The organism is Lacisediminihabitans sp. FW035, assembly GCF_054880895.1.
In genome coordinates this window covers 701,347-723,518 of the sequence record NZ_CM142187.1, presented here as the reverse complement: position 1 = coordinate 723,518, position 22,172 = coordinate 701,347, and the positions used below count along the sequence as shown (strand labels likewise).

The following is a 22,172-nucleotide window of genomic DNA, read 5'->3' as shown; positions in this document are numbered from 1 at the left end:
AGCGCCCCGAGCGCTAGAGTCGCCGCATGGGAGCGCGTGTGTCGAAAATCATCCTGGGGCTCGCCCTCTCAGCTCTCGCGCTCACGGGGTGCTCCGCCGGGGCGACGACCGGCGTCGAACACATCGCCGACTTCGGGATCAAATACACCATCGAACCGAGCGGCACCGTGCACGCCGTCGAGACGATCCGCTACGACTTCGGGGGCCAGTCGGGCAAGCACGGCATCGACCGCTACCTCGCGACGAGGTTCAGCACGGATGACGGGCAAGAGCGTGTCTACCGCTACACGAACCTCGCCGTCTCCAGCCCGAGCGGAGCGCCGGCGCTCTATTCCACCTCGGAGCAGTACTCGTTGCATATCCGGGTCGGCAATGCGCACGAGACGGTGAGCGGAACGCAGGTCTACCGCCTCAGCTACGACATCGTCGGCGCGCTCAACCGCACGACGCAGGACGACGGCACGACCCTCGACGAGTTCTACTGGAACGCGACCGGCACCTATTGGGACGTGCCGATCAGTCGGGCGAAAGTCACCGTCACCGGTCCGGCCGCAGTGAGTCGCGTCGCGTGTTTCTCCGGGGTGAACGGATCGACCGCCCCGTGCGGCGCCGCGACGATGGAGGGCACGCGTGCAACATTCACGGCGAGCGACCTGGTCGAGCAGGGCGGAGTCACCATCGATGCCGGCTTCCCGGCGGGCACCTTCGCGGCGACCGATGCAGTACTCGAGCCGCCGATGCAATCCGGCTCGCCGATCATCACGACCGGGTCGAACGATGGCCCCGACCCGTTCTGGAGCCCAGGCAACTGGGGCGTCGGGCTCGCCCTGGCCGGCGGCATCCCGGCCCTGTTCGGCCTGCTGGTGGTCGCGCGTCGGCGCGACCGGGAGTTCGTGGGCGTGACGCCCGGCGTGATCCCGGATGACCCGGCCACCGCTCCGACCGGACCGGCGCCACGCGACGAGACGATAGTCGTCTACTACGCGCCGCCCACCGGATTCCCTGTCGGCGCGGCAAACACCGTCCTGGTGAAGAAGCGCAAGACCGTGGACATCACGGCGACCCTCGTGGACCTTGCAGTGCGGGGGTATGTGCGCATCGAAGAGGTCGAGGGCGGCAACCGCCGCAAAGCCAAGGACTACCTCATCGTGGCCACCCCCGAGCGTGCGGAGGCCCGGACGGCGCGGTACGCCGCCGAGCCGTCGCTTCTGCCCCATGAGCAGCTCCTCCTCGCCAAGCTCTTCAAGGGACACGGCACCTCGGTGGCGCTCTCCACCCTCAACAACACCTTCGCGTCCGAGATGCGCACCATCGTCGCCTCGCTGGACGCCTGGATCGAGAGCCGCAAGTATTTCGTCGACAAACTCACCAGGGTGCATCCGCTGATCGGAGGCATCTTCGCCGGGTCGATCGTGCTGTTCATCGCGATGAGCTTCGTGCAGGAAGCCTGGTTCCTGATCCCGGTGGGCGGGTTCGTCGGGGCCGCTCTCGCGATGGGGTCGTCGGCCCGCGCGGCACGGCGCAGCGCCACCGGCCACGCGTTCTACCTGCAGATCGAAGGATTCCGCCAGTACATCGCGACGGCAGAGGCAGACCGCATCCGCTTCGACGAGACCGAGGATGTCTTCAGCCGCTACATGCCCTGGGCGATCGTCTTCGGCGAAGCGGACCGCTGGGCCCGGGTCTTCTCCGAACTCGCCGCCCAGGGCCGCTTCACTGCGCAGCCGGACTGGTACGTGGGCAACTCCGGCTTCTCCTCCGGCTATCTCGCCGGATCGATCGCGTCCATCGCATCGATCGGAGCCGCGGTGTCGAGCTTCAGCGAGGTCGCGAACAGTTCGATGACCTCCACCCCGTCATCGAGCGGAAGTTCGGGGTTCTCGGGCGGCGGCGGTTTCAGCGGTGGCGGAGGTGGCGGAGGAGGAGGCGGAAGCTGGTAGCCGCCGGCGGATGACTAGGCCTTCGTGAGGGTCGCGACCGCTTCCACATGGTGCGTGTTGGGGAAGAGGTCGAACGCCCGCACACGCGTGAGCGCGTAGCCTCCCGCGGCGAACAGCGCGACATCCCGGGCCAGCGCCATCGGGTCGCAGGCGACATAGACGACCTGCGCGGGATCGAGAGTGAGCAACTCGTCGACGACCCCCTTGCCTGCTCCCGCGCGAGGGGGATCGAGGATCACCGTTCCCGCGCCGAGACGGATGCGCTCCGCCGGGCTCGCGGTGGACCGCAGATTGCGCAGGAAGTTGTCGACACGGGCGGTGACGGCGGCCGCACCCACCCACTCCGAGAGGTTCTCTGCCGCGTGGTCCGTCGCGAGCGGGTCACTCTCGACGGTGGTGATGCGCAGGTGGTTACCGAAACGATCCCCGACCGCGGCGGCGAGGAGCCCGACACCGCCATAGAGGTCGAGGTTGGCGGCGCGCGGATCGAACAGGCTCGCATCGATCGCCTCCTGCACGGCGAGCGTGAGGGTCTCGGCGGCGTGGCGGTGCACCTGCCAGAAGCCGCGGGCATCCAGTCGGAACTCGCGGTCGCCGACCCTCTCGACGATGCGCTGCGGTTTCGGTCGTTCGGCCTTCTCGCCCTTCCCCCGTTCCCGACTGGGCTTGGGGGTGTTGCCGGTGAGCACGAACGGATTTCCGGCGCTCGGCACGACCACGTCCACATGGTCGAATCCGGGGAACTTCTCGTCGAGGGGCGTGATCGCCGCGACCTCCGGGGTGGCAAGTGGCAGGTCGGTGACCGCCACGACGTGGTGCGACCGGGCGGCATACGGGCCCGGCGTGCCATCAGCGGCGACATGCAGCCGCAGGCGGGTGCGCCATCCGGTGCCGTCCGCTTCGCCGGGGATCGCATCGACCGTGACGTCGCTGTCTATGCCGGCCATGCGGCTGAGCGAGTCGGCGAGCACCTGTCGCTTGAGTTCGCGCTGGTGCCCGATCTCGATGTGTCCGAACTCCGCGCCGCCGGCACGCTCGTGCGGTGCGCGATCGATGGATGCCGCAGACCAGATGTGCGGTCGGCGGTGTTCGGATGCCGTCACCACCGCCAGCGTCTCGGCGCGCCAGAAGGATTTCTTCGAGTCATCCGTGATCCGTGCGAGCACGCGCTCGCCGGGAATCGCGTCGCTCACGAAGATCACGCGGCCGTCGTGCCTGGCCACCGAGACACCCCCGTGGGCTACATTTGTTACGTCGATCTCGACCTCTGCGCCCAGCAATTCACCCATCCCTCGAGCTTGCCACAGGAGGCGCTGTGCCCGATTCACCCCGCCCCGACTCCCCACACTCCCCCGTGCGCCTGTACCTGGCGTCGACCTCGCCGGCCCGGCTGGCCACCCTTCGGGCTGCGGGAATCGAGCCGGTCGTCGTCCCGTCCCACGTCGACGAGGATGCCGCTGTCGAGGCCGCAGGCCCACTCACCCCGGTCGAGATGGTGCTCCTGCTTGCCAGGCTCAAGGCATCAGCGGTGCTCGGTGCCGACGTCGACGGATTCGTGCTCGGCGGCGACTCTGTGTTCGAGCTCGACGGCACCGTCTATGGAAAGCCGCACCTCCCCACCGTCGCACGCGAACGCTGGATGCTGCAGCGCGGCCGCACCGGCCACCTCCATTCCGGCCATTGGCTGATCGATCACCGCGGCGGAGTCGCCCGTGGCGCGGTCGGCGATGTCGCGACCGCCGGGGTGACCTTCGCCCCCGACATCTCCGACGAAGAGATCGATGCCTACATCGCCACCGGCGAGCCGCTGGAAGTCGCGGGTGCCTTCACCATCGACAGCCTCGGAGCGCCTTTCATCACGGCGGTCGACGGCGACCCGCACGCCGTCGTGGGCCTGTCGCTGTCGACCCTGAGGTCGCTCTTGCTTCGTTTCGACGTGCGGTGGCCATCGCTGTGGAACCGGTGACCTTGTGGAACCCGTCACTGAGTCGACCGTCATTTTTGTAGCCCACCACCAAAGGGCGCCAGTCTGCGCCCCATAGGCTAAAGGACTATGTCCCGCATCACGAAGGTCCTGGTCGCCAATCGCGGCGAAATCGCCGTTCGAGTCATCCGGGCCGCAAAGGACTCGGGAATCACCTCGGTGGCCGTCTACGCCGACCAGGATCGGGATGCCCGCCACGTCAAGCTCGCAGACGAGGCCTACGCACTCGACGGGGCAACGAGCGCCGACACCTACCTGCGCATCGACAAGGTGCTGTCGATCGCCCGCCGCGCCGGAGCGGATGCCGTGCACCCCGGCTATGGCTTCCTGGCCGAGAACGCCGAGTTCGCCCGTGCGGTCATCGACGCCGGGCTCACCTGGATCGGCCCGTCCCCGGATGCCATCGAGAAGCTCGGGGACAAGGTCTCTGCCCGCCACATCGCCGAGAAGGTCGGCGCACCTCTCGCCCCCGGAACCCTCAATCCGGTCTCCGGCGCGCAAGAGGTCCTCGACTTCGTCGACATCCACGGTCTCCCGGTGGCGATCAAAGCGGCCTTCGGTGGAGGCGGCCGCGGCCTCAAGGTCGCGCGCACCCGCGAGGAGATCCCCGAACTGTTCGAGTCTGCGACCCGGGAGGCCATCGCTGCCTTCGGCCGCGGAGAGTGCTTCGTCGAGAAATACCTCGACCAGCCCCGGCACGTCGAGACGCAGTGCCTCGCCGACGCTTTCGGCAAGGTCGTCGTGATCTCCACCCGCGACTGCTCCCTGCAGCGCCGACACCAGAAGCTCGTCGAGGAGGCGCCCGCGCCCTTTCTCACGGACGAACAGAACGCCCTGCTCTACTCGGCATCGAAGGCCATCCTCCAGGAGGTCGGGTACCTCGGCGCCGGCACCTGCGAATTCCTCGTCGCAAAAGACGGCACCATCTCCTTCCTCGAGGTGAACACGCGGCTCCAAGTGGAGCATCCCGTCTCCGAAGAGGTGACCGGCATCGACCTCGTTCGCGAGCAGTTCCGCCTCGCCGAGGGCGGCGCGCTCGACTACGACGACCCGGTCGCCGAAGGGCACTCCTTCGAGTTCCGTATCAACGGCGAAGACCCCGGACGCAACTTCTTCCCCGCTCCCGGCCCCGTGCAGGCGCTGCGGTTCCCCGGCGGACCGGGAGTCCGTGTCGACAGCGGGGTGACCACCGGCGATGTGATCAGCGGAGCGTTCGACTCGCTACTCGCCAAGCTCATCGTCACCGGCTCGTCGCGCGAAGACGCCCTCGAGCGCTCCCGCCGCGCGCTCGACGAGTTCGAGATCGCCGGCCTCCCCACCGTGCTGCCGTTCCACCGCAAGATCGTGCGCGACCCGGCCTTCACCTCGTCGCCGTTCTCCATCTACACCCGCTGGATCGAGACCGATTTCGTCAACGACATCGAGCCGTGGAGCGGATCCCTCGCCGACGCGGCCTCCGCCCCGGCTCGGAACACCATCGTCGTGGAAGTCGACGGCAAGCGCATCGAGGTGTCGCTTCCGGCGCGACTCGCCGCGGCATCCGGGGGCGCATCCGCAACACTCGGTGCGGCTCCCAAGCGTCGCGGGGGCGCCGGGGCCGTCGTGACCGCCACCGGCGACTCGGTGAAGGCGCCGATGCAGGCCACGATCGTGAAGCTCGCCGTCGCCGAGGGCGACTCCGTGGTGAAGGGCGACCTCATCCTCGTGCTCGAGGCGATGAAGATGGAGCAGCCCATCGCCGCCCACAAGGACGGCGTCATCGCCAATGTGAACGCCGCCGTCGGCGAGACCGTCTCTTCGGGTTACCTGCTCCTCGACATCACCTCCTGACCCTGGCGGCTCCCCTCCTGCCGCTCCCCCTCCCGTTCTACTGGGCCGCACCGCCTCCCGTTCTACTGGGCCGCACCGCCTCCCGTTTTTACGACCACTCCCCTGTTGTGACGAGTGGGTGGTCGCAAAAACGGTAGGTGGTGGTGGTGTCAGCGCACTCCGGCAGAATTCAGCAGCTGCCGAAGTCGCTGGGGAGAGAGTGCCACCTCCCAGGTCCACCGGCTCATGCCCCGCCCGCCTGCGCGGAGGTCGTCTTCGCGTTTCTTCTCGTCGAGCAGCGCCTGCTGCGGAGTGCGTCCGCGAAGGAACTCGGGATCGGAGTATTTGAAGCGACCATCGAATTCCCCGACGTGCCCGAACTCGGGCCACCAGAAGTCGACGACGTACCAGCGACCACTGGCTCCCTGCAGTTCGACCTGCAATTGCGGAGCGGTGATACCGGCGATCGACATCGAGACACGACTCATCGACTCGCCCGGCCGATCAGCACGCCCGTCGGCGAAATCGATGGCCCGACTCGCCTTTGCTCGGCCATGCGTGAGCGGGATCCGCTGAAGCTCGACGGCGAGATCTTCGAGTGTCAGGAACGTTCTCGGTACTCCGCCCGTCGGATGCAGGGTGCGCCTCAGCGCAGCGTCGAGGGTGACGACACCTTCGACGAAGGAGTTTGTCGCTGCGACGTCCACCGACGTGCGCGCGAGATCCGTCGCCCGGATGCCGTCGAGCCTCACCGCCTGCCGCGGCAACCCGACCGGATGCCGGACCACCTTCGAATTGACCCGACCGGCGCCGCCGGCTCTCTCGAGAATGTGAACTCTCGTCGGCCAGGCGCCGATGCGCGGCAAGCGCCAGAGCGAAGCCGCCGACTCGTGGGATACGACGAAATCCTTGTCGGTTGCGAGCGCAACTGCCTCGATTCTCAGCCGGTATTGCGCGTCGCGATCCAGCGATATCCACAGTTCCGATTTCGCATAGATGCCGGGAAAGAGTCGCACGAGATCGCCGCTCCTCGCGCGGGCGAGGAGTGCGGCCTTATCGGTTGCAGCAACCTGTTCTCGCGACAGCAGGAAGGGACTGCGCCACTCGGCTTCGATTAAGGTGGTCATCCCGTGAGCGTGGATGCTGGGTCAGCCGCCCGAGGTGAATTCACTCGTTCCGTGGACAACATCCATCCGCTGATGCTTGTGAAGAAGCAGTCGTCCCGACCACCCCGCGTTTTTGCAACCGCCAACGACCGCGCACACGGCGGTGGTCGTAAAAACGGGAGGCGGTCGAGTGGCGAAGGGTGGGCGGGAGGCGGCAGGGTCAGTTGACGATGTGCATCGCGCGGGCGGCATCCGTGATGCTGTCCGAGAGGGAGGGGTAGACGGCGAAGGCCCGGGCGACCTGGTCGACAGTGAGACGGTGTTCTACGGCGATCGCGATCGGCAGAATGAGCTCGGATGCCCGGGGTGCGACGATAACACCGCCGATGACGGTACCCGATCCGGTGCGGGCGAACAGCTTGACGAAGCCGTCCTTGATGCCCATCATCTTCGCGCGCGGGTTGGATGCCAGCGGCAGCTTATAGATCACTCCCTGCGCGATCCCGTCCTCGATCTGCTTCTGCGACCACCCGACGGTCGCGATCTCGGGCTGCGTGAAGATGTTCGAGGTGACGTTGCGCAGCTCGGTGGGGTTCACGGCATCGCCCATCGCATGGAACACAGCCGTGCGACCCTGCATGGAGGCGACGGATGCCAGCGGCAGGAAGTCCGAGCAGTCGCCGGCCGCGTAGATGGACGGCATCGAGGTGCGCGCCACCCGGTTGACGCGGATGTGGCCGGAATCGGTGAGCTGCACTCCCGCCTCCTCGAGTCCGATACCGGCGGTGTTCGGCACCGAGCCGACGGCCATGAGGCAGTGGCTGCCCTCGACCGTGCGGCCGTCCGAGAGCGTGGCGACCACTCCATCCGTCGTCCGCACGATCGAATCGGCGCGGGACTTGGAGAGCACGGTCATCCCGTTGCGCTTGAAGACGTCTTCGATGACCCGGGCGGCGTCGGCATCTTCTCCCGGCAGAACCTGGTCGCGGGAGGAGATGAGGGTCACCTTCGAGCCGAGCGCCGTGAAGGCGGAGGCGAATTCGGCACCGGTCACACCGGATCCGACCACGATCAGGTGCTCGGGCGTCTCCTTGAGGGTGTAGAGCTGGGTCCAGGTGAAAATTCGCTCGCCGTCGGGAATCGCCGAGGGGAGGATGCGCGGACTCGCGCCGACCGAGACGACGATGGTGTCCGCATTGATCTCGTCGAAGTCGGTGCTCGTCTTGCCCTTGCCGGTCGACACGATCACGCGGTTGGGACCGTCGAGCCGACCGTCGCCCTGGATCACGGTGACGCCGGCCTTGATGAGCTGCGACTTCATGTCCTCGGACTGTTGGCGGGCCAGCCGCAGCAGTCGCTGGTTCACGGCCGCGAGGTTGACCGTGACCTCCGGACGAACCGGTCGGCCGGAGTCGCCTCGCACGAAGAATTGCACGCCGAGGTCTGCGGCCTCGCCGATGGCGTTCGCTGCCTCGGCGGTGGCGATGAGGGTCTTCGAGGGAACCACGTCGGTGAGCACCGCCGATCCGCCGACACCGACGCGCTCGACGACGGTGACCTCTGCACCCATCTGGGCTCCGGTGAGCGCCGCCTCGTACCCCCCCGGGCCACCCCCGACGACAGCGATGCGTTGCTTGCGCTCGAATTCATAGGCCATGCGCCCATTCTCCCGTAGACAGCGGCGGCGCCGCCAATCACGGCTCTCGGCAATCGATCGAGGATCGGCGTCTCTCCCATAGGCTGGACGGATGCCGAATCCTCTCGACGACACCGCTGCCGACCCCTTCGAGATCGCTGCGATCGCAGCGGCCGAGATCGCCGAGCGCACGGGTGTCGATCACCACGACATCGCCCTCACCCTCGGGAGCGGCTGGGGCAAGGCCGCCGACCTCATCGGCGAGACCACCGCCACGATCCCGGCGGCGGAGATCACCGGGTTCTCGAAGCCCGCGCTCGAAGGGCACGTCGGCACTCTCCGGTCGATCCGCCTCTCCGACGGTCGGAACGCGCTCATCATCGGTGCGCGCACACACTATTACGAGAACCACGGGGTGCGGCGTGTCGTCCACAGCGTGAGGACTGCGGCTGCCACCGGTGCGAAGATCATGATCCTCACGAACGGTGCCGGCGGCATCCGCGAGACCTGGAAGCCGGGCACTCCGGTGCTGATCAGCGACCACATCAACCTGACGGCGGACTCACCGTTGGAGGGTGCGACGTTCATCGACCTCACGGACCTCTACAGTGCGCGCCTGCGGGCCATCGCGAAGGCCGTCGATCCGAGTCTGGATGAGGGCGTGTACACGCAGTTCCGCGGCCCGCACTACGAAACTCCGGCGGAGGTGCAGATGGCCAAGATCATCGGCGGGCACATCGTCGGGATGTCCACCGCTCTCGAAGCCATCGCGGCGCGCCAGGCCGGAATGGAGATCCTCGGACTGTCATTGATCACCAACCTCGCTGCGGGCATCCAGAAGACTCCATTGAGCCACGCCGAGGTGCTCGAGGCCGGCCGGGATGCCGAACCCGTGATCTCCGCCCTGCTCGCCCGCATTGTGGAGGAGTTGTAGTGTCCGTGATCGACGCCGCCCGGGCCTGGCGCGACCAGGATCCCGATGACGAGACACGGGCGGAGCTGGATGCCCTACTGGCATCCGCCGGGGCCGGGGTGGCGGATGCCCTCGCCCAACTCCACGACCGTTTCGACACCAGGCTCGAGTTCGGTACGGCCGGCCTTCGCGGCCGGATAGAGGCCGGATCCAACCGCATGAACCGGGTGCTCGTCGCCCAGGCTGCCGCGGGTTTCGCACGTTTCCTCACGGCAAGGGGTGGCACCCCGAGCATTGTCATCGGCTACGACGGCCGCAAGAACTCCCAGGTCTTCGCCACCGACACCGCCGAGCTGATGGCCGGCGCCGGTGTGCGCGCGGTGCTGCTCCCCCGCCTGTTGCCCACTCCCGTGCTGGCGTTCGCCGTGCGCGAGCTGGACGTGAGCGCCGGGGTGATGGTCACGGCGAGCCATAATCCCCCCGCTGACAACGGCTACAAGGTGTACCTCGGCGATTCCGACGAGGGGTCACAGATCGTCCCGCCGCTCGATGGCGAGATCGCGGCGCACATCCTGGAGGTCGCGGCCTCGCAGAGCGTGCTCGAGCTTCCCCGCTCCACGGACTACGAGCTCGCCGACGAGCGGGTGATCGACGAATACGTGCGCCGAACCGCCGCTCTCGCCGGGCATCCGGGCACTCCGCCCCGCTTCGTCTACACGGCCATGCACGGCGTGGGCTGGGAGACCGCCCATCGGGTGTTCGTCGAGGCGGGATTCGGCGCTCCCACCGTCGTCGCAGCGCAGATCGAGCCGGATGCCGCGTTCCCCACCGTCGCCTTCCCCAACCCCGAAGAACCCGGCGCGATGGACCTCGCGTTCGACACGGCCATCACCGCGGATGCCGAACTCGTGATCGCGAACGATCCGGATGCCGACCGCCTGGCCATCGGCATCCCCGACGTGGACGGCGAGTGGCACCGCCTCAGCGGCAACCAGGTCGGCGCCTTGCTCGGGTGGCGTGCGGCTGAGCGACTCGCCGCGGCCGGCACCCCCGGCACGCTCGCCGCGTCGATCGTGTCGTCCCCCGCGCTCGCGGAGATCGCCCGGCAGTACGGCCTCACTTACGTCGACACGCTCACCGGGTTCAAGTGGGTATCCCGGGTCCCCGGCCTGTCCTACGGGTTCGAGGAAGCCCTCGGATATCTCGTCGACCCGGGGAAGGTGCGCGACAAGGACGGCATCTCCGCGGCGGTCGAGTTCCTCGGCCTCGTCGCCGACCTGAAGCATGCGGGCCGCACAGTGACAGACCACCTCACCGACTTCGCCGAGCGGTTCGGTGCGTTCGCCTCTGCCCAGGTGTCGATCAGGGTTACCGACCTTGCGGACATCCCGCGCCTGATGGCCGCGCTGAGGCAGACGCCGCCCGACCGGATCGGCTCGACGGCCGTCAGTCGGGTCGATGACTTCTCGGCGGGCTTCGCCGGGCTGCCGGCCAGCGACATCCTGCGCTATCAGCTCGACGACGGCTCGCGTGTGATCGTGCGCCCGAGCGGCACCGAACCGAAGGTCAAGGTGTACATCGACGCATCCAGTGTCGAGGGCACCGCGGCGCATCGGCAGGCCGCGGCACAGGGCACCGTCGATCGACTCGAGTCCGGAATGCGCGAGCTACTGGCCCAGCGCGCCTGAGATCGCCCCGGCCGCTTTCCGCGCCCGATCCTCGACCGCCTGGGTCTTGGCGGCGCTGAAGCTCGTGGCGACGTAGGGGACGGTGAGAGCGGCGACTGCCGTGCCGGCGCGCCCGAAGACCGGGAAGACGATGTCGGTGATCCCGGGTTGGAGGCTGTCGTCCGCCCGCTCGAAACCTCGGGCGTGGATGCGGTCGATCCGCGCGCGAGTCGGCGTGGAAAGACCGGCCAGCCACGGTTGCACTGCAGCCGGATCGGAGAACGCCAGCAAGACCGCTCCGGTCGCCGTGCCATCGATCGGGAATTCCGAGCCGACTCTCACGCGGAATCCGAAGTTCGCCGGGCTCTCGATTTGGGCGAGCACGAGCACCCGGCCCGCCGCGAGCACGCCGAGGTTGCATGACTGCTGCACGTCATCCACCAGCGCCCGCATCGCGGGGAGTGCTGCCGCCTCGAGGCCGCGAAGAGGCTCCTGCCGATGGGCGAGTGCGAAGAGTTGCATCGACAGTCCATAGAGGCCGGACTGCTCCTCGCGCACCAGGTACCCCCGGGCCTCGAGCGTCTGGAGCACCCGGAAGACCTGACCGACCGACCGACCGACCGCATCGGCGATCGCGGCCTGGCTGAGCCCACCGGATCGCCCCGCGAGGAGTTCGAGGATATCCAGGCCCTTATCGAGGGCCGGAACCGAGTAGTCGGGTCCAGGTGTGGACACCGCGCTCACCGGGACGAGGACATCGCCGCGACCATCCGCCTGGCGATCAGGCGGTTGAGGTCGTCGGGTACGGGCTGGGCACCGTCGGGCAGGTCGGCGGCGGATCGGGCGATCCGTTCGAGGGACAGCGCCTGGAGGAGAAAACCGAGATCCATCGATTCGAGGGAGTTGCCGCGGGGGTCGCGGCCGGCCAGGTTGACCATGCGGCCACCGGCGAGCAGCACCACGTGGCGCCCATCCGCGAACTCGACCCGCTCGATGGCATCATCCACCGGCACGATCCGGCTGGCGGATGCCGTGAGGGCCGGCACGTCGATCTCCCAGTCGAAGTGCCCGCTGTTGGCAAGCACCGTGCCGGATTCGAGCAGCGCGAACTCGGACGGGCCGAGCACGCCCGGGCGGCCCGTGGCCGTCACGATCGTCTGTGCCCACCCCGCGAGCTCCCCGATCGGGGCCACCCTGTAGCCGTCCAGCGCTGCCTCGAAGGCCTTGAGATCGTCGACCTCTGCGATCGCGACCCTCCCGCCGAGTGCGCGAAGGTACTGGGCGATACCCCGGCCGCACCAGCCGTACCCGACGACCACGAACCGACGGCCGGGCACCATGAGACCGGTGATCCTCATCAGGCTCTCGACCACCGACTGCCCGACCGCGTGGCGGTTCTCGCCGATGGCCTTGAGCGGACTGTCGTTGATCACGATCACCGGGAAGGGGAGGCTTCCCTGCAGTTCGCCGCGGAGGCGGTCGGCACCGGACGTCGTCTCCTCGGTGGCTCCGACGATATGCTCGGCCACTCCACGCTCGACCACTCCGGCGATGAGGTCGGCGCCGTTGTCGAGGATCATGTCCGGCTTCGCATCGAGCACGCTCGCCACGTTCGCGCGGTGCTGCTCGATGGAGTCGTCCCGTCGGCCGAAGACCACGAGGCCCTGCTCCCGCAGCACGGCGACCATGTCGTCCTGGGTGGAACCGTGGTTGCCGGTGGCGATCACTTCGGCACCGCCGGCGGCGAGCACCTCGAGCAGCACGGCGGTCTTCGGGTCGAGGTGGATCGCCACCCCGATCCGCCGCCCGGCGAAGGGCAGGCTGGCCTCGAACTCCTCGCGCGCCGCGGCGAGCAGGCTCATCCGCGATCGGATCCATTCGAGCCGCTGCCGGCCCCGTTCCACAAGCTCACTGGACATGATCATTCCTTTACCCGGTCGGAATCGACCCTGCCGAGTGTACGCCAGTAAACGTTACTTTCATATATGAAAGGTTAGCCGAGTGCCGCTTCCAGCTTCCGTGCCAACTCCTCAGTGTCGAAATAGTTCTCGATCACGATCACGTCGGCGTTCGTCGGGCCGATTGCATCCACGAATTCGGCGGAGGTGAGGATGACCTGGGCATCCGCGGCATCCGTGCTGAGGCTCGCGAGGTGGGCGGCCGTCACGTCCGCCTCCAGGCCGAGGCGCTTGAGCACGCGTTCGGCGTTGACCTTGAGGATGCCGGAGCTTCCGATCCCTGCCCCGCAGATGGCGACGATCTTCACGATGCCCTCCCCATGATGTCCAACACTTCGTCCACGCTCGACGCGGACGCGAGACGAGAGATCGCGCTGGAGTCGTTGAAGACGTTGGCGAGCTCCGCCACCGTCTCGATGTGCGCATCCGCCGACTTGATGGCGAGGCCGAGCACCACACTCACCGGATCGTTGTGCGGATGCCCGAACGACACCGGCGTGGCGAGGGTCACGACCGCGAGCCCGTCGGCCAGTACGTCGGGACCGGGCCGGGCGTGCGCGAGCGCAAGTCCCGGTGCGATCACGACGTAGGGACCGTGCTCGTCGATCATGCGGATCATCTCGTCGGCGTAGCCCGGCTTGGTCGCACCGGACGCCGTGAGCGCCCGGCCCGCCAGTCTCACCGCGGCGCGCCAGTCCTCGGCTTCGGCTCCGACGATGATCGCCGACTCGGCGAGTATGGGTAGCGCCATCAGGCTCGCTCGAACCCGGCGCTGATCTGGTCGGCCAGCTCTTCGCGCTCCTCGAAGGGGAGGAAGCTCGATCCGGCCGCGTTCAACTGGAACACCTCGAGGTCGGTCAGGTCATAGTCGAAGGTCTCGGCGAGCAGCGCGAGCTCGCGGCTGAGCGAGGTACGGCTCATCAGGCGATTATCGGTGTTGACCGTGACACGGAAGCCGAGCTGGTACAGCAGGTCGAAGGGATGGTCGATCAGTTCGTCGCCCCACTGCGCGATCGCGCCGGTCTGCAGATTCGACGACGGGCTCAGCTCGAGTGCGATCTCGCGATCCTTCACCCACTGCGACAGACGCCCGAGCTCCACGTAGGTGTTCTCGTCGTCCGAGCGGTCGACCGTGATGTCCTCCGCGAGACGCACCCCGTGGCCGAGGCGCAACGCGCGACCGTCGAAGAGCGCCCCCCGGATGCTCTCAAGGCCGTCGGCCTCGCCGGCGTGGACCGTCGTGGGGAAGTAGTGCGTGGCAAGGAAGTCGAAGGCGTCGCGGTGGTTGCCGGCGGGGAACCCCGCCTCGGCTCCCGCGATGTCGAAGCCGACGACTCCACCGTTGCGGTGGCGCACGGCCAGTTCGGCGATCTCGAGCGCTCGATCGGCGTGCCGCATCGCCGTGACGAGCTGGCCGATCCGGATGCTCCGGCCCGCTCGGCTCACGGAGTCGATGCCATCCTCGATGCCCTCCTGTACCGCCTCGACGGTCTCATCGAGCGTGAGGCCGCGCGCGAGATGCTGCTCCGGGGCCCAGCGGATCTCGCCGTAGATCACGCCGTCGGCAGCCAGGTCCTCGACGAACTCGCGGGCGACGCGGGTGAGACCCTCCTTCGTCTGCATCACGGCCGTGGTGATGTCGAAGGTCTTGAGGTACTCGACGAGGGAGCCGGAGTCCGACTTCTCGGCGAACCAGTCACCGAGCGCCGCGGCATCCGTCTGCGCTCCGTTCGTTTGGGGAAGGTCGAACCCGATCTCGCCGGCGAGTTCGATGATCGACTGGGGGCGGAGTCCGCCGTCGAGGTGGTCGTGGAGCGAGATCTTGGGGAGCGCGGTGATGTTCGCGCCGCCACCGGGCATGAAGAAGTCTGAGGGGGTCATGCCCCAAATCTATCGGGTGCGACCGGCCGCTAACCTGACCCAATGGCGAACAAGATCATTCTGGATTGCGACCCCGGGCACGACGATGCGATCGCGCTGATTCTGGCACACGGCAATCCCGAGATCGAGCTCGTGGCGGTGACGACCGTTCACGGCAACCAGACGATCGAGAAGGTGACACGCAACGCACTGGCCGTGGCCCGGATCGCCGGGATCACGGGCATCCCGTTCGCCGCCGGGGCCCACCGTCCGCTCGTGCGAGCCGCCGAAGTGGCCGATTCGATCCACGGCGAATCCGGGTTGGATGGCCCGGTGCTGCCCTCGCCCTCGTTCGAGCCGGATCCGCGCCACGCCGTCGATCTCATCATCGACACGATCCTGTCGTCCCCTCCCCAGACGATCACCCTCGTGCCCACCGGCGCGCTCACCAACATCGCCCTCGCCGTGCGCAAGGAACCGCGCATCGCGGCTCTCGTCAAGGAGGTCGTGCTGATGGGCGGCGGCTACCACGGCGGCAACTGGAGCGCCGCGGCGGAGTTCAACATCGTGATCGATCCCGAGGCCGCCCACATCGTCTTCAACGAGAGCTGGAAGCTCACGATGGTCGGACTGGATGTCACGCACCAGGCCCTGGCCACCCCGGACGTCGTCGCGGCCATCGCCGCCGTCGACACGGCGCCTGCCCGCTTCGTGGTCGAACTGCTGGAGTTCTTCGGCAGCACCTACCGGGAGGCCCAGGGCTTCGAGCATCCGCCCGTTCACGATCCCTGCGCCGTGGCCCTCGTGATCGACCCGAGCGTGATGACCGTGGTGCGGGTGCCCCTCGACATCGAGCTCACCGGCAGCCTGACCCTCGGGATGACCGTCGCCGACTTCCGTTCCGTGGCGCCTGATGACTGCACCACCCATGCCGCGACCGGCCTCGACCACGCCCGATTCTGGGCCCTCATCGTGGACGCCCTCGAGCGCATCGGCGATCCGCCCCAGTAGCGAGCCGCCGCCGGCGAGCCGCCGCCGGCGAGCCGCCCTACCACCTCCCGTTTTTGCGACCACTTCGCGCTGCAAACAGCGTTGTGGTCGTAAAAACGGGAGGGGGATGGGCCACGAGGGACGGGCGAGCGGATGCCTCAGGCGCGCGGCCGGCGGATGGCGAGCCAGGCGAGCCCCCCGAGCGCCACCCCACCCATGATGCGGCGGAAAGGGTTCACTCCCCGGGCGATCTCGTCGGCCGCCCAGACCAGCAGCGCGAGCACCGCCACGACGCCAACCCCCGTGCGCAGTTTCGACGGGGGAAGCAGCACACCGACGAGTGTTGCGCCGGAGAAGACGCGCTGCTCGAGGTTGGCGGGCTGACCGATGGTGATCCTGCCGGTCTCGCGGCTGCGGAACATCCAGTCGATGCGTTCTCTTCGGCGGGACATCAGGCTCCAATCCGTTCGGCGATGAGCGGGCCACCATCGAGGATCTGGTCGCCCGCCTCCCCGACACGGTACGCGCCCTCCAGTGCTTCGAGCGCGCGAGCGAATCTCTCCGGCTCGTCGGCGCTGAGGGTGAAGAGCGGCTGGCCGGCCGTCACCCGGTCGCCCGGCTTCGCGAGCAGGTCGATGCCGGCGGCGTGCTGCACCGGATCCTGCTTCCGGGCGCGCCCCGCACCGAGCCGCCAGGCCGCGACACCGAAGGGAAGCGCCTGCTGCTCGACGAGCACGCCATCCCGGTCGGCCGTCACCACGTGGGTTTCTCGAGCCACCGGCAGTGCGGCAGTCGGATCTCCCCCTTGAGCGCGGATCATGCGGTTCCAGCTGTCCATCGCGCGCCCGTCGGCGAGGGCGGCCTCGACATCCGCATCGGGCTGGCCGGCGTGCCGCAGCATCTCCCGTGCCAGCGCGACCGTAAGGGCGACGACATCGGACGGGCCGCCTCCGGCGAGCACCTCGACGGACTCCCGCACCTCGTTGGCGTTGCCGATCGCGCGGCCGAGCGGCACGTTCATGTTGGTGAGCAGTGCGGATGTCGCCACTCCGGCATCCTCACCGAGAGCGACCATCGTCTTGGCGAGTTCGCGCGACTGGGCGATGTCCTTGAGAAAGGCCCCCGAGCCGAACTTCACGTCGAGCACGAGGGCTGCGGTGCCCTCGGCGATCTTCTTGGACATGATCGACGAGGCGATGAGCGGGATCGACTCGACGGTGCCGGTGATGTCCCGAAGCGCGTAGAGCTTGCCATCGGCGGGCGCGAGACCCGACCCGGCCGCACAGACCACGGCGCCGACCTCGTCGAGGATCTGCCGCATGCGATCCCCGGAGATGTTCGCCTGCCAACCGGGGATCGACTCGAGCTTGTCGAGCGTGCCGCCGGTGTGGCCAAGCCCACGGCCGGAGAGCTGGGGTACCGCGACACCGAAGGAGGCCACGAGGGGGGCGAGCGGAAGGGTGATCTTGTCTCCGACGCCGCCGGTGGAGTGCTTGTCGGTGGTCTTCTTCGAGAGCCCGGAGAAATCCATCGTCTCGCCGGAGGCGATCATCGCGAGAGTGAGATCGCGGATCTCACGACGCTCCATGCCGTTGAGGAAGATGGCCATCGCCATCGCCGCCATCTGCTCGTCGGCGACGTAGCCGCGGGTGTACGCGTCGACGATCCAGCGGATCTGCTCGGTCGAGAGCACCCCTCTGTCGCGCTTGGTGTGGATGAGGTCGACGACGTCGAAGGCTTCGATGGCCATGGTGGGAGTCCGATCAGGGAGGGTGGAAGAAAGGTATCAGTCCGCGTCGCGGTACTCGGCGAGCTGACGCGGGCCGAAGGCATCCGGGATCACTTCGTCGATGGTCTTCACGCCGGAGACAGTCTCGAGAAGCATGCCGGGAGCGGAATGTTCATAGAGCAGCTGCCGACACCGGCCACAGGGCATCAGGATGTTGCCGTGGCCGTCGACGCAGGTGAACGCCACGAGGCGTCCGCCGCCGGTCATATGCAAGGAAGAGACCAGTGCGCATTCTGCACAGAGGGTGAGCCCGTAGGACGCGTTCTCCACGTTCGCCCCGGAGATGATCCGGCCGTCGTCGACGATCGCGGCGACTCCTACCGGGAATTTCGAGTACGGCGCATAGGCATGGGTATTCGCCTCGTTCGCGACGAGTCGCAGAGCCTCCCAGTCGACATCCGACATCATCAGCCCTTCACGTACGCTTTGCCCGATGCGGCGGGTGGTCGTACAGAACCGACGAGCCCGGCGACGGCGAAGATGGTGATCACGTAGGGGAGCATCAGCATGAATTCGCTCGGCACCGGGGAGCCGATGGCAGACAGCACGCTCTGGAGGTTTGTCGCGAACCCGAACAGAAGGGCGGCGAGGGTTGCCCGGATCGGATCCCAGCGGCCGAAGATCACCGCCGCGAGGGCGATGAACCCGGCGCCGGCCGTCATCTCCTTGCTGAAGCTGCCGACCGACCCGAGAGTGAAGTACGCTCCACCGAACCCGGCGATGGCTCCGGCGAGGGAGACGTTCCAGAAGCGGGTGCGGTTGACGTTGATGCCGACGGTGTCCGCCGCCTGCGGGTTTTCCCCCGAGGATCGGAGCCGAAGTCCCCACTTGGTGTGGAAGAGCGCGTACCAGACGGCGAAGACCGCGACGTACATGAAATAGATGATGATCGTCTGCCGAAAGAGCGTCGGTCCGATGATCGGGATCTCGCTGAGCAGCGGGATGTTGATGCGCTGGAACCGCTCCGGGGAATTAAGAGTCGTCTGGTTGGGGCTCAACAGCGTCGTGTACAGGAAGCTCGTGAGCCCGGTGACGAGCACGTTGAGGACGACACCGACGATCACCTGGTCGACGAAGTACTTGATCGAGAAGGCTGCGAGCACGAAAGACACCAACATGCCGGCGACCATGGCTGCAAGCAATCCGAGAAGCGGAAGACGGGTGGCGGATGCGACGAGAGCCGAGACGAAGGCACCGGCGAGCAGTTGGCCCTCGATGGCCACATTGACAACACCGACCCGCTCCGAGATCACGCCGCCGAGCGCTCCGAAGATCAGTGGCACGCTGAGGCCGACCGCGCCGACCAGCAGGCCGGCCACCGGGATCGACCGAAGGCCCGCGGATGCCCAGACCAGGAATGTGAACAGGAACAGCACCGCGAAGACGGCGGTGAGCCACAGCGGAACTTTCCGCGCATGCTGCGCGAGCCACGCCGCCCATCCGGCGATGAGCAGCAACAGCACTGACGTGACGATCGAGGCAGGGCGGGCATCGACGGGGATGGGAGGGATCTGGAAGAAGTCGGTGTCGGTGGACAGCCGGAAGGTGCTGGTGCCCGACCGGCCGAAGACGCCGAAGAGCACGAGAGCCAGCACCGCGAAGAAACCCAGCGCGATGGGCGCCTTCCAGCTTTTCACCACAGCCGACTCGAGCGTGAGGGGGGCGCTGCTCGGAGCGCCCTGCTTGCCTGTCACGGTGGTCATTTGGTCACCACAGCCTTCTTGCCGGAGATCTTCGACGTTCGGGTTCTCGGGATGCCCGACGGTTTCGGCAGGCGGAAGACCGCTCGCACCAGCGGAGGAGCCGCGATGAAGAGCACGATGAGCGACTGTACGACCGACACGATCTCGATCGGGATTCCCTGGGAGGCCTGCATGGTGAATCCCCCCGCCTTGAACGCACCGAACAGGATGCCGGCCACGAAGACTCCCCACGGCCTCGACCGCCCGAGGAGCGCGACGGTGATGGCATCGAATCCGATGCCGGCATCGATGCCCGATCCGAATCCCGTGGTGATGGCGCCCTGCACCTGGTTCGCTCCGGCGAGGCCGATGAGCCCACCCGAGATGAGCATCGCGTAGACGTACATGTTCTTCACGTCGATGCCGGCGACACGCGCGGCATGGGGATTCTCGCCGATAGCCCGGAACTTGAAGCCGAGGCTCGACCTGTTGAGAAGGTACCAAACGAGCACCGTCACGATGATCACGAGAATGAACCCGATTGTGAGGTTGTAGTTCGGTCCAAGCAGGTCGGGGAAGATCGCGGAGGGCTTCATCGCCGGCGATTTCGGATTGCTCGACCCCTTGGCCTGAAGGAGGCCCGGCGTGCGAAGCATGTAGGCGAGGAGGTAGTACGCCACGTAGTTGAGCATGATCGTGACGATCACCTCGTTCGCGCCGGTGCGAGCCTTGAGCAGACCGACGATGCCGCCCCAGATCGCACCGCCCGCGATCCCCGCGAGCAACGCCACGATGAGATGGAGGGGGAAGGGCATGTCGAACGAGAACCCGACCCAGCCGGCGGCCGCCGCGGCGATGAGCATCTGCCCACGCCCGCCGATGTTGAACAGGCCCACTCGAAAGGCGAGTGCCACCCCGAGTCCGGCCGCGATGAGCGGCGTCGCGAAGGCCAGGGTCTCGGTGAACGGCTTGATTCCGCTGGCGAAGTCTGGTCGGCCGAAGTTGTAGATCGACCCCTGGAACAGCGCGGTGTACGCGCCGGAGACAGCGGTCCAGATCGCCTGCAGCGTGTCGGTGGGGCGGGAGAAGAAGTAGCCGGATGCCGTCTTGACGCCCGGGTCCGTCAGGGCGATGAGAATGCCCCCGGCAACCAGCGCGAGCACCACGGCCAGAACAGAGATCACGGCATTGCCGGTGGTGATCTCCCGCAGCACGCCGGAAAAGCGTGAGGTGCCTTCGACGGGCGATGCGGTCTGGGACGCGGAGCCGGGAGTCGGCTGCCCGACCGGGGTGGGCTCCTGCGAGTCGGTCATGCCGCCACCTCCGCCGTTCCGGGCAGCTCGCCCGCCATCATGAGTCCGAGCACTTCACGGGGGGTGTTCCCTGGCACGATTCCCACTATCCCGCCCCGGTACATCACGGCGATGCGGTCTGCGAGCGCGACGACCTCGTCGAGCTCGGTCGAAACGACGATCACCGCGGTGCCCGCATCGCGCGTGGCGACGATCCGCGTGTGCACGAACTCGATCGAGCCGACATCCAGTCCCCTGGTGGGTTGGGCCGCCACGAAGAGCCGGAGATCTCGACTCAGCTCGCGGGCGAGAACGACCTTCTGCTGGTTGCCCCCGGAGAGTTTGCCGGCATGGGTGCCGATGCCCTGGGTGCGGATGTCGAACTCCACGATCTTCTGCTCGGCGAACTCCGCGAGATCGCCGAGCTGGAGCGAACCCGCCCGCACGAACGGAGCCCCGTCAGAACGGTCGAGCATGAGGTTCTCGGCGATGGTGAACTCGGCGATGAGTCCGTCTTCTCCGCGGTCCTCCGGAACGAAACCGACCCCCGAGTCGAGGACCTTCTTTGTCGATTCGCGACGCAGTTCCGTGCCGTCGAGCACAATGGATCCGGTGACCCGGGGCTGGAGACCCATGATCGCTTCGGTGAGTTCGGTCTGGCCGTTGCCCTGCACCCCGGCGATCGCGAGGATCTCGCCCGACTTCACCTCGAAGCTCACGTCGTTGACCACGAGCTGGCCGCGGTGATCGATCACCGACAGGTGGCTGATCACGAGGGCGGCGTCGCCGGGCTTCTCCGGGCCCTTCTGCACCGTGAGTTCCACGGGCCGACCGACCATGAGCGACGCCAGTTCCGTATTGGTGGCGGTGGGGGATGCCTCACCCACCACCTTGCCGAGCCTGATGACGGTGATCCGGTCGGCGACCTCGCGCACCTCGCGCAGCTTGTGGGTGATGAAGACGATGGAGGTGCCCGCGGCCTTGAGCTGTCTCATGATCACCATCAGCTCATCCGTCTCTTGCGGGGTGAGCACCGCGGTCGGTTCGTCGAAGACGAGCACCTTGGCATCGCGGGAGAGGGCCTTGATGATCTCCACCCGCTGCTGGACCCCGACGGGGAGGTCGTCGACCAGGGCGTCCGGATCGACGTCGAATCCGAACCGGCTCGAGATCTGGCGCACCTGCTCGCGCGCCGCGGCGAGGTCGAGCCGGCCGCCGAAGGAGGTCTGCTCGTGCCCGAGCATCACGTTCTCGGCCACGGTGAAGACGGGGATGAGCATGAAGTGCTGGTGCACCATTCCGATGCCGGCGGCCATCGCGTCTCCCGGGCCAGCGAAGTGCTGCACGACATCGTCGAGCAGGATCTCGCCCTCTTCGGCCTGGTACAGCCCGTAGAGCACGTTCATCAGGGTGGATTTGCCGGCACCGTTCTCACCGAGGAGGCAGTGGATCTCCCCCGGTTCGACGACGAGGTTGATGTGATCGTTGGCCACAAGGGCACCAAATCTCTTGGTGATCCCACGGAGTTCGAGCTTCATGCGTCCCA

Annotated in this window: 20 protein-coding genes; 6 read left to right on the top strand and 14 right to left on the bottom strand. The window is 67.4% G+C overall.

Going from position 1 to position 22,172, the window contains the following annotated elements; all coding sequences use genetic code 11:
• Positions 1 to 38: 38 nt before the first annotated feature.
• A complete protein-coding gene (locus tag ACVXZ4_RS03550) occupies positions 39 to 1,940 on the top strand; it encodes a DUF2207 domain-containing protein (RefSeq protein ID WP_461796859.1) in 1,902 nt (633 codons plus the stop codon).
• A gap of 14 nt (positions 1,941 to 1,954) precedes the next feature.
• Here the strand turns inward: ACVXZ4_RS03550 and ACVXZ4_RS03545 are convergent, their stop codons facing one another.
• Positions 1,955 to 3,229 carry a class I SAM-dependent RNA methyltransferase gene (locus ACVXZ4_RS03545; RefSeq protein ID WP_461796858.1) on the bottom strand — a complete coding sequence of 425 codons (1,275 nt, stop codon included), beginning with the start codon at positions 3,227 to 3,229 and terminating at the stop codon, positions 1,955 to 1,957.
• Positions 3,230 to 3,294: 65 nt separating this feature from the next.
• On the opposite strand from ACVXZ4_RS03545, the gene ACVXZ4_RS03540 reads away from it, so the two are divergent.
• On the top strand, positions 3,295 to 3,906 hold the full coding sequence (locus ACVXZ4_RS03540; RefSeq protein ID WP_461797919.1) for a Maf family protein: 612 nt from the start codon (positions 3,295 to 3,297) through the stop codon (positions 3,904 to 3,906).
• Positions 3,907 to 3,993: 87 nt separating this feature from the next.
• Positions 3,994 to 5,754: an acetyl/propionyl/methylcrotonyl-CoA carboxylase subunit alpha gene (locus tag ACVXZ4_RS03535; protein WP_461796857.1), complete on the top strand. Its 1,761-nt coding sequence runs from the start codon at positions 3,994 to 3,996 to the stop codon at positions 5,752 to 5,754.
• Between the two features lie 149 nt (positions 5,755 to 5,903).
• Here ACVXZ4_RS03535 and ACVXZ4_RS03530 read toward each other — a convergent pair whose 3' ends face one another.
• On the bottom strand, positions 5,904 to 6,860 hold the full coding sequence (locus ACVXZ4_RS03530; RefSeq protein WP_461796856.1) for a hypothetical protein: 957 nt from the start codon (positions 6,858 to 6,860) through the stop codon (positions 5,904 to 5,906).
• 199 nt (positions 6,861 to 7,059) lie between these two features.
• On the bottom strand, positions 7,060 to 8,496 hold the full coding sequence (locus tag ACVXZ4_RS03525) for an NAD(P)H-quinone dehydrogenase (protein ID WP_461796855.1): 1,437 nt from the start codon (positions 8,494 to 8,496) through the stop codon (positions 7,060 to 7,062).
• A 91-nt stretch (positions 8,497 to 8,587) separates the two neighbouring features.
• On the opposite strand from ACVXZ4_RS03525, the gene ACVXZ4_RS03520 reads away from it, so the two are divergent.
• Positions 8,588 to 9,409, top strand: coding sequence for a purine-nucleoside phosphorylase (locus ACVXZ4_RS03520; protein WP_461796854.1), 822 nt, complete (start codon positions 8,588 to 8,590; stop codon positions 9,407 to 9,409).
• Complete coding sequence (locus tag ACVXZ4_RS03515; protein ID WP_461796853.1) at positions 9,409 to 11,076, top strand: phospho-sugar mutase; 1,668 nt, start codon at positions 9,409 to 9,411, stop codon at positions 11,074 to 11,076. The genes ACVXZ4_RS03520 and ACVXZ4_RS03515 overlap by 1 nt, the downstream gene beginning before the upstream one ends.
• Here ACVXZ4_RS03515 and ACVXZ4_RS03510 read toward each other — a convergent pair.
• From ACVXZ4_RS03510 to ACVXZ4_RS03490, 5 genes are all read right to left on the bottom strand, one after another.
• Positions 11,056 to 11,790: an IclR family transcriptional regulator gene (locus ACVXZ4_RS03510; protein ID WP_461796852.1), complete on the bottom strand. Its 735-nt coding sequence runs from the start codon at positions 11,788 to 11,790 to the stop codon at positions 11,056 to 11,058. The genes ACVXZ4_RS03515 and ACVXZ4_RS03510 overlap by 21 nt on opposite strands.
• Positions 11,791 to 11,795: 5 nt before the next feature.
• Positions 11,796 to 12,974: an adenosylhomocysteinase gene (locus ACVXZ4_RS03505; RefSeq protein ID WP_461796851.1), complete on the bottom strand. Its 1,179-nt coding sequence runs from the start codon at positions 12,972 to 12,974 to the stop codon at positions 11,796 to 11,798.
• Between the two features lie 74 nt (positions 12,975 to 13,048).
• On the bottom strand, positions 13,049 to 13,321 hold the full coding sequence (locus ACVXZ4_RS03500; protein WP_461796850.1) for a PTS sugar transporter subunit IIB: 273 nt from the start codon (positions 13,319 to 13,321) through the stop codon (positions 13,049 to 13,051).
• On the bottom strand, positions 13,318 to 13,764 hold the full coding sequence (locus ACVXZ4_RS03495; protein WP_461796849.1) for a PTS sugar transporter subunit IIA: 447 nt from the start codon (positions 13,762 to 13,764) through the stop codon (positions 13,318 to 13,320). Before ACVXZ4_RS03495 ends, ACVXZ4_RS03500 begins: the two co-directional genes overlap by 4 nt.
• Entirely contained in the window at positions 13,764 to 14,894 is a 1,131-nt protein-coding gene (locus ACVXZ4_RS03490) for an adenosine deaminase (protein WP_461796848.1), read from the bottom strand. Before ACVXZ4_RS03490 ends, ACVXZ4_RS03495 begins: the two co-directional genes overlap by 1 nt.
• 42 nt (positions 14,895 to 14,936) lie before the next feature.
• Here ACVXZ4_RS03490 and uriH point away from each other — a divergent pair, with 42 nt between their 5' ends.
• Positions 14,937 to 15,884: a uridine-preferring nucleoside hydrolase UriH gene (gene uriH / locus ACVXZ4_RS03485; protein WP_461796847.1), complete on the top strand. Its 948-nt coding sequence runs from the start codon at positions 14,937 to 14,939 to the stop codon at positions 15,882 to 15,884.
• A gap of 137 nt (positions 15,885 to 16,021) precedes the next feature.
• Here the strand turns inward: uriH and ACVXZ4_RS03480 are convergent, their stop codons facing one another.
• Genes ACVXZ4_RS03480 through ACVXZ4_RS03455 form a run of 6 tightly spaced genes read right to left on the bottom strand, consistent with a single transcriptional unit; the run spans position 16,022 to position 22,164 of the window.
• Complete coding sequence (locus tag ACVXZ4_RS03480; protein WP_461796846.1) at positions 16,022 to 16,315, bottom strand: hypothetical protein; 294 nt, start codon at positions 16,313 to 16,315, stop codon at positions 16,022 to 16,024.
• Entirely contained in the window at positions 16,315 to 17,613 is a 1,299-nt protein-coding gene (locus ACVXZ4_RS03475; RefSeq protein WP_461796845.1) for a thymidine phosphorylase, read from the bottom strand. The genes ACVXZ4_RS03480 and ACVXZ4_RS03475 overlap by 1 nt, the downstream gene beginning before the upstream one ends.
• Positions 17,614 to 17,649: 36 nt before the next feature.
• Positions 17,650 to 18,057, bottom strand: a complete 408-nt coding sequence (locus ACVXZ4_RS03470; RefSeq protein WP_461797918.1) for a cytidine deaminase — start codon at positions 18,055 to 18,057, stop codon at positions 17,650 to 17,652.
• Between the two features lie 2 nt (positions 18,058 to 18,059).
• Positions 18,060 to 19,355 (bottom strand): ABC transporter permease, encoded by a 1,296-nt coding sequence (locus ACVXZ4_RS03465; protein ID WP_461796844.1) that lies wholly within the window; start codon positions 19,353 to 19,355, stop codon positions 18,060 to 18,062.
• Positions 19,352 to 20,647 carry an ABC transporter permease gene (locus ACVXZ4_RS03460; protein WP_461796843.1) on the bottom strand — a complete coding sequence of 432 codons (1,296 nt, stop codon included), beginning with the start codon at positions 20,645 to 20,647 and terminating at the stop codon, positions 19,352 to 19,354. Before ACVXZ4_RS03460 ends, ACVXZ4_RS03465 begins: the two co-directional genes overlap by 4 nt.
• The gene (locus ACVXZ4_RS03455; protein WP_461796842.1) at positions 20,644 to 22,164 is read right to left on the bottom strand and encodes an ABC transporter ATP-binding protein; all 1,521 of its coding nucleotides are present in this window, start codon (positions 22,162 to 22,164) and stop codon (positions 20,644 to 20,646) included. Before ACVXZ4_RS03455 ends, ACVXZ4_RS03460 begins: the two co-directional genes overlap by 4 nt.
• Between the last annotated feature and the right edge of the window lie 8 nt (positions 22,165 to 22,172).

Coding starts and splice junctions, on each gene's coding strand:
- ACVXZ4_RS03490 (WP_461796848.1), bottom strand. CDS start 14,894: ATGACCCCCTCAGACTTCTTCATGCCCGGTGGCGGCGCGAACATCACC.
- ACVXZ4_RS03465 (WP_461796844.1), bottom strand. CDS start 19,355: ATGACCACCGTGACAGGCAAGCAGGGCGCTCCGAGCAGCGCCCCCCTC.
- uriH (WP_461796847.1), top strand. CDS start 14,937: ATGGCGAACAAGATCATTCTGGATTGCGACCCCGGGCACGACGATGCG.
- ACVXZ4_RS03520 (WP_461796854.1), top strand. CDS start 8,588: ATGCCGAATCCTCTCGACGACACCGCTGCCGACCCCTTCGAGATCGCT.
- ACVXZ4_RS03480 (WP_461796846.1), bottom strand. CDS start 16,315: ATGTCCCGCCGAAGAGAACGCATCGACTGGATGTTCCGCAGCCGCGAG.
- ACVXZ4_RS03455 (WP_461796842.1), bottom strand. CDS start 22,164: ATGAAGCTCGAACTCCGTGGGATCACCAAGAGATTTGGTGCCCTTGTG.
- ACVXZ4_RS03505 (WP_461796851.1), bottom strand. CDS start 12,974: ATGTCCAGTGAGCTTGTGGAACGGGGCCGGCAGCGGCTCGAATGGATC.
- ACVXZ4_RS03470 (WP_461797918.1), bottom strand. CDS start 18,057: ATGTCGGATGTCGACTGGGAGGCTCTGCGACTCGTCGCGAACGAGGCG.
- ACVXZ4_RS03525 (WP_461796855.1), bottom strand. CDS start 8,496: ATGGCCTATGAATTCGAGCGCAAGCAACGCATCGCTGTCGTCGGGGGT.
- ACVXZ4_RS03495 (WP_461796849.1), bottom strand. CDS start 13,764: ATGGCGCTACCCATACTCGCCGAGTCGGCGATCATCGTCGGAGCCGAA.
- ACVXZ4_RS03530 (WP_461796856.1), bottom strand. CDS start 6,860: ATGACCACCTTAATCGAAGCCGAGTGGCGCAGTCCCTTCCTGCTGTCG.
- ACVXZ4_RS03535 (WP_461796857.1), top strand. CDS start 3,994: ATGTCCCGCATCACGAAGGTCCTGGTCGCCAATCGCGGCGAAATCGCC.
- ACVXZ4_RS03475 (WP_461796845.1), bottom strand. CDS start 17,613: ATGGCCATCGAAGCCTTCGACGTCGTCGACCTCATCCACACCAAGCGC.
- ACVXZ4_RS03545 (WP_461796858.1), bottom strand. CDS start 3,229: ATGGGTGAATTGCTGGGCGCAGAGGTCGAGATCGACGTAACAAATGTA.
- ACVXZ4_RS03460 (WP_461796843.1), bottom strand. CDS start 20,647: ATGACCGACTCGCAGGAGCCCACCCCGGTCGGGCAGCCGACTCCCGGC.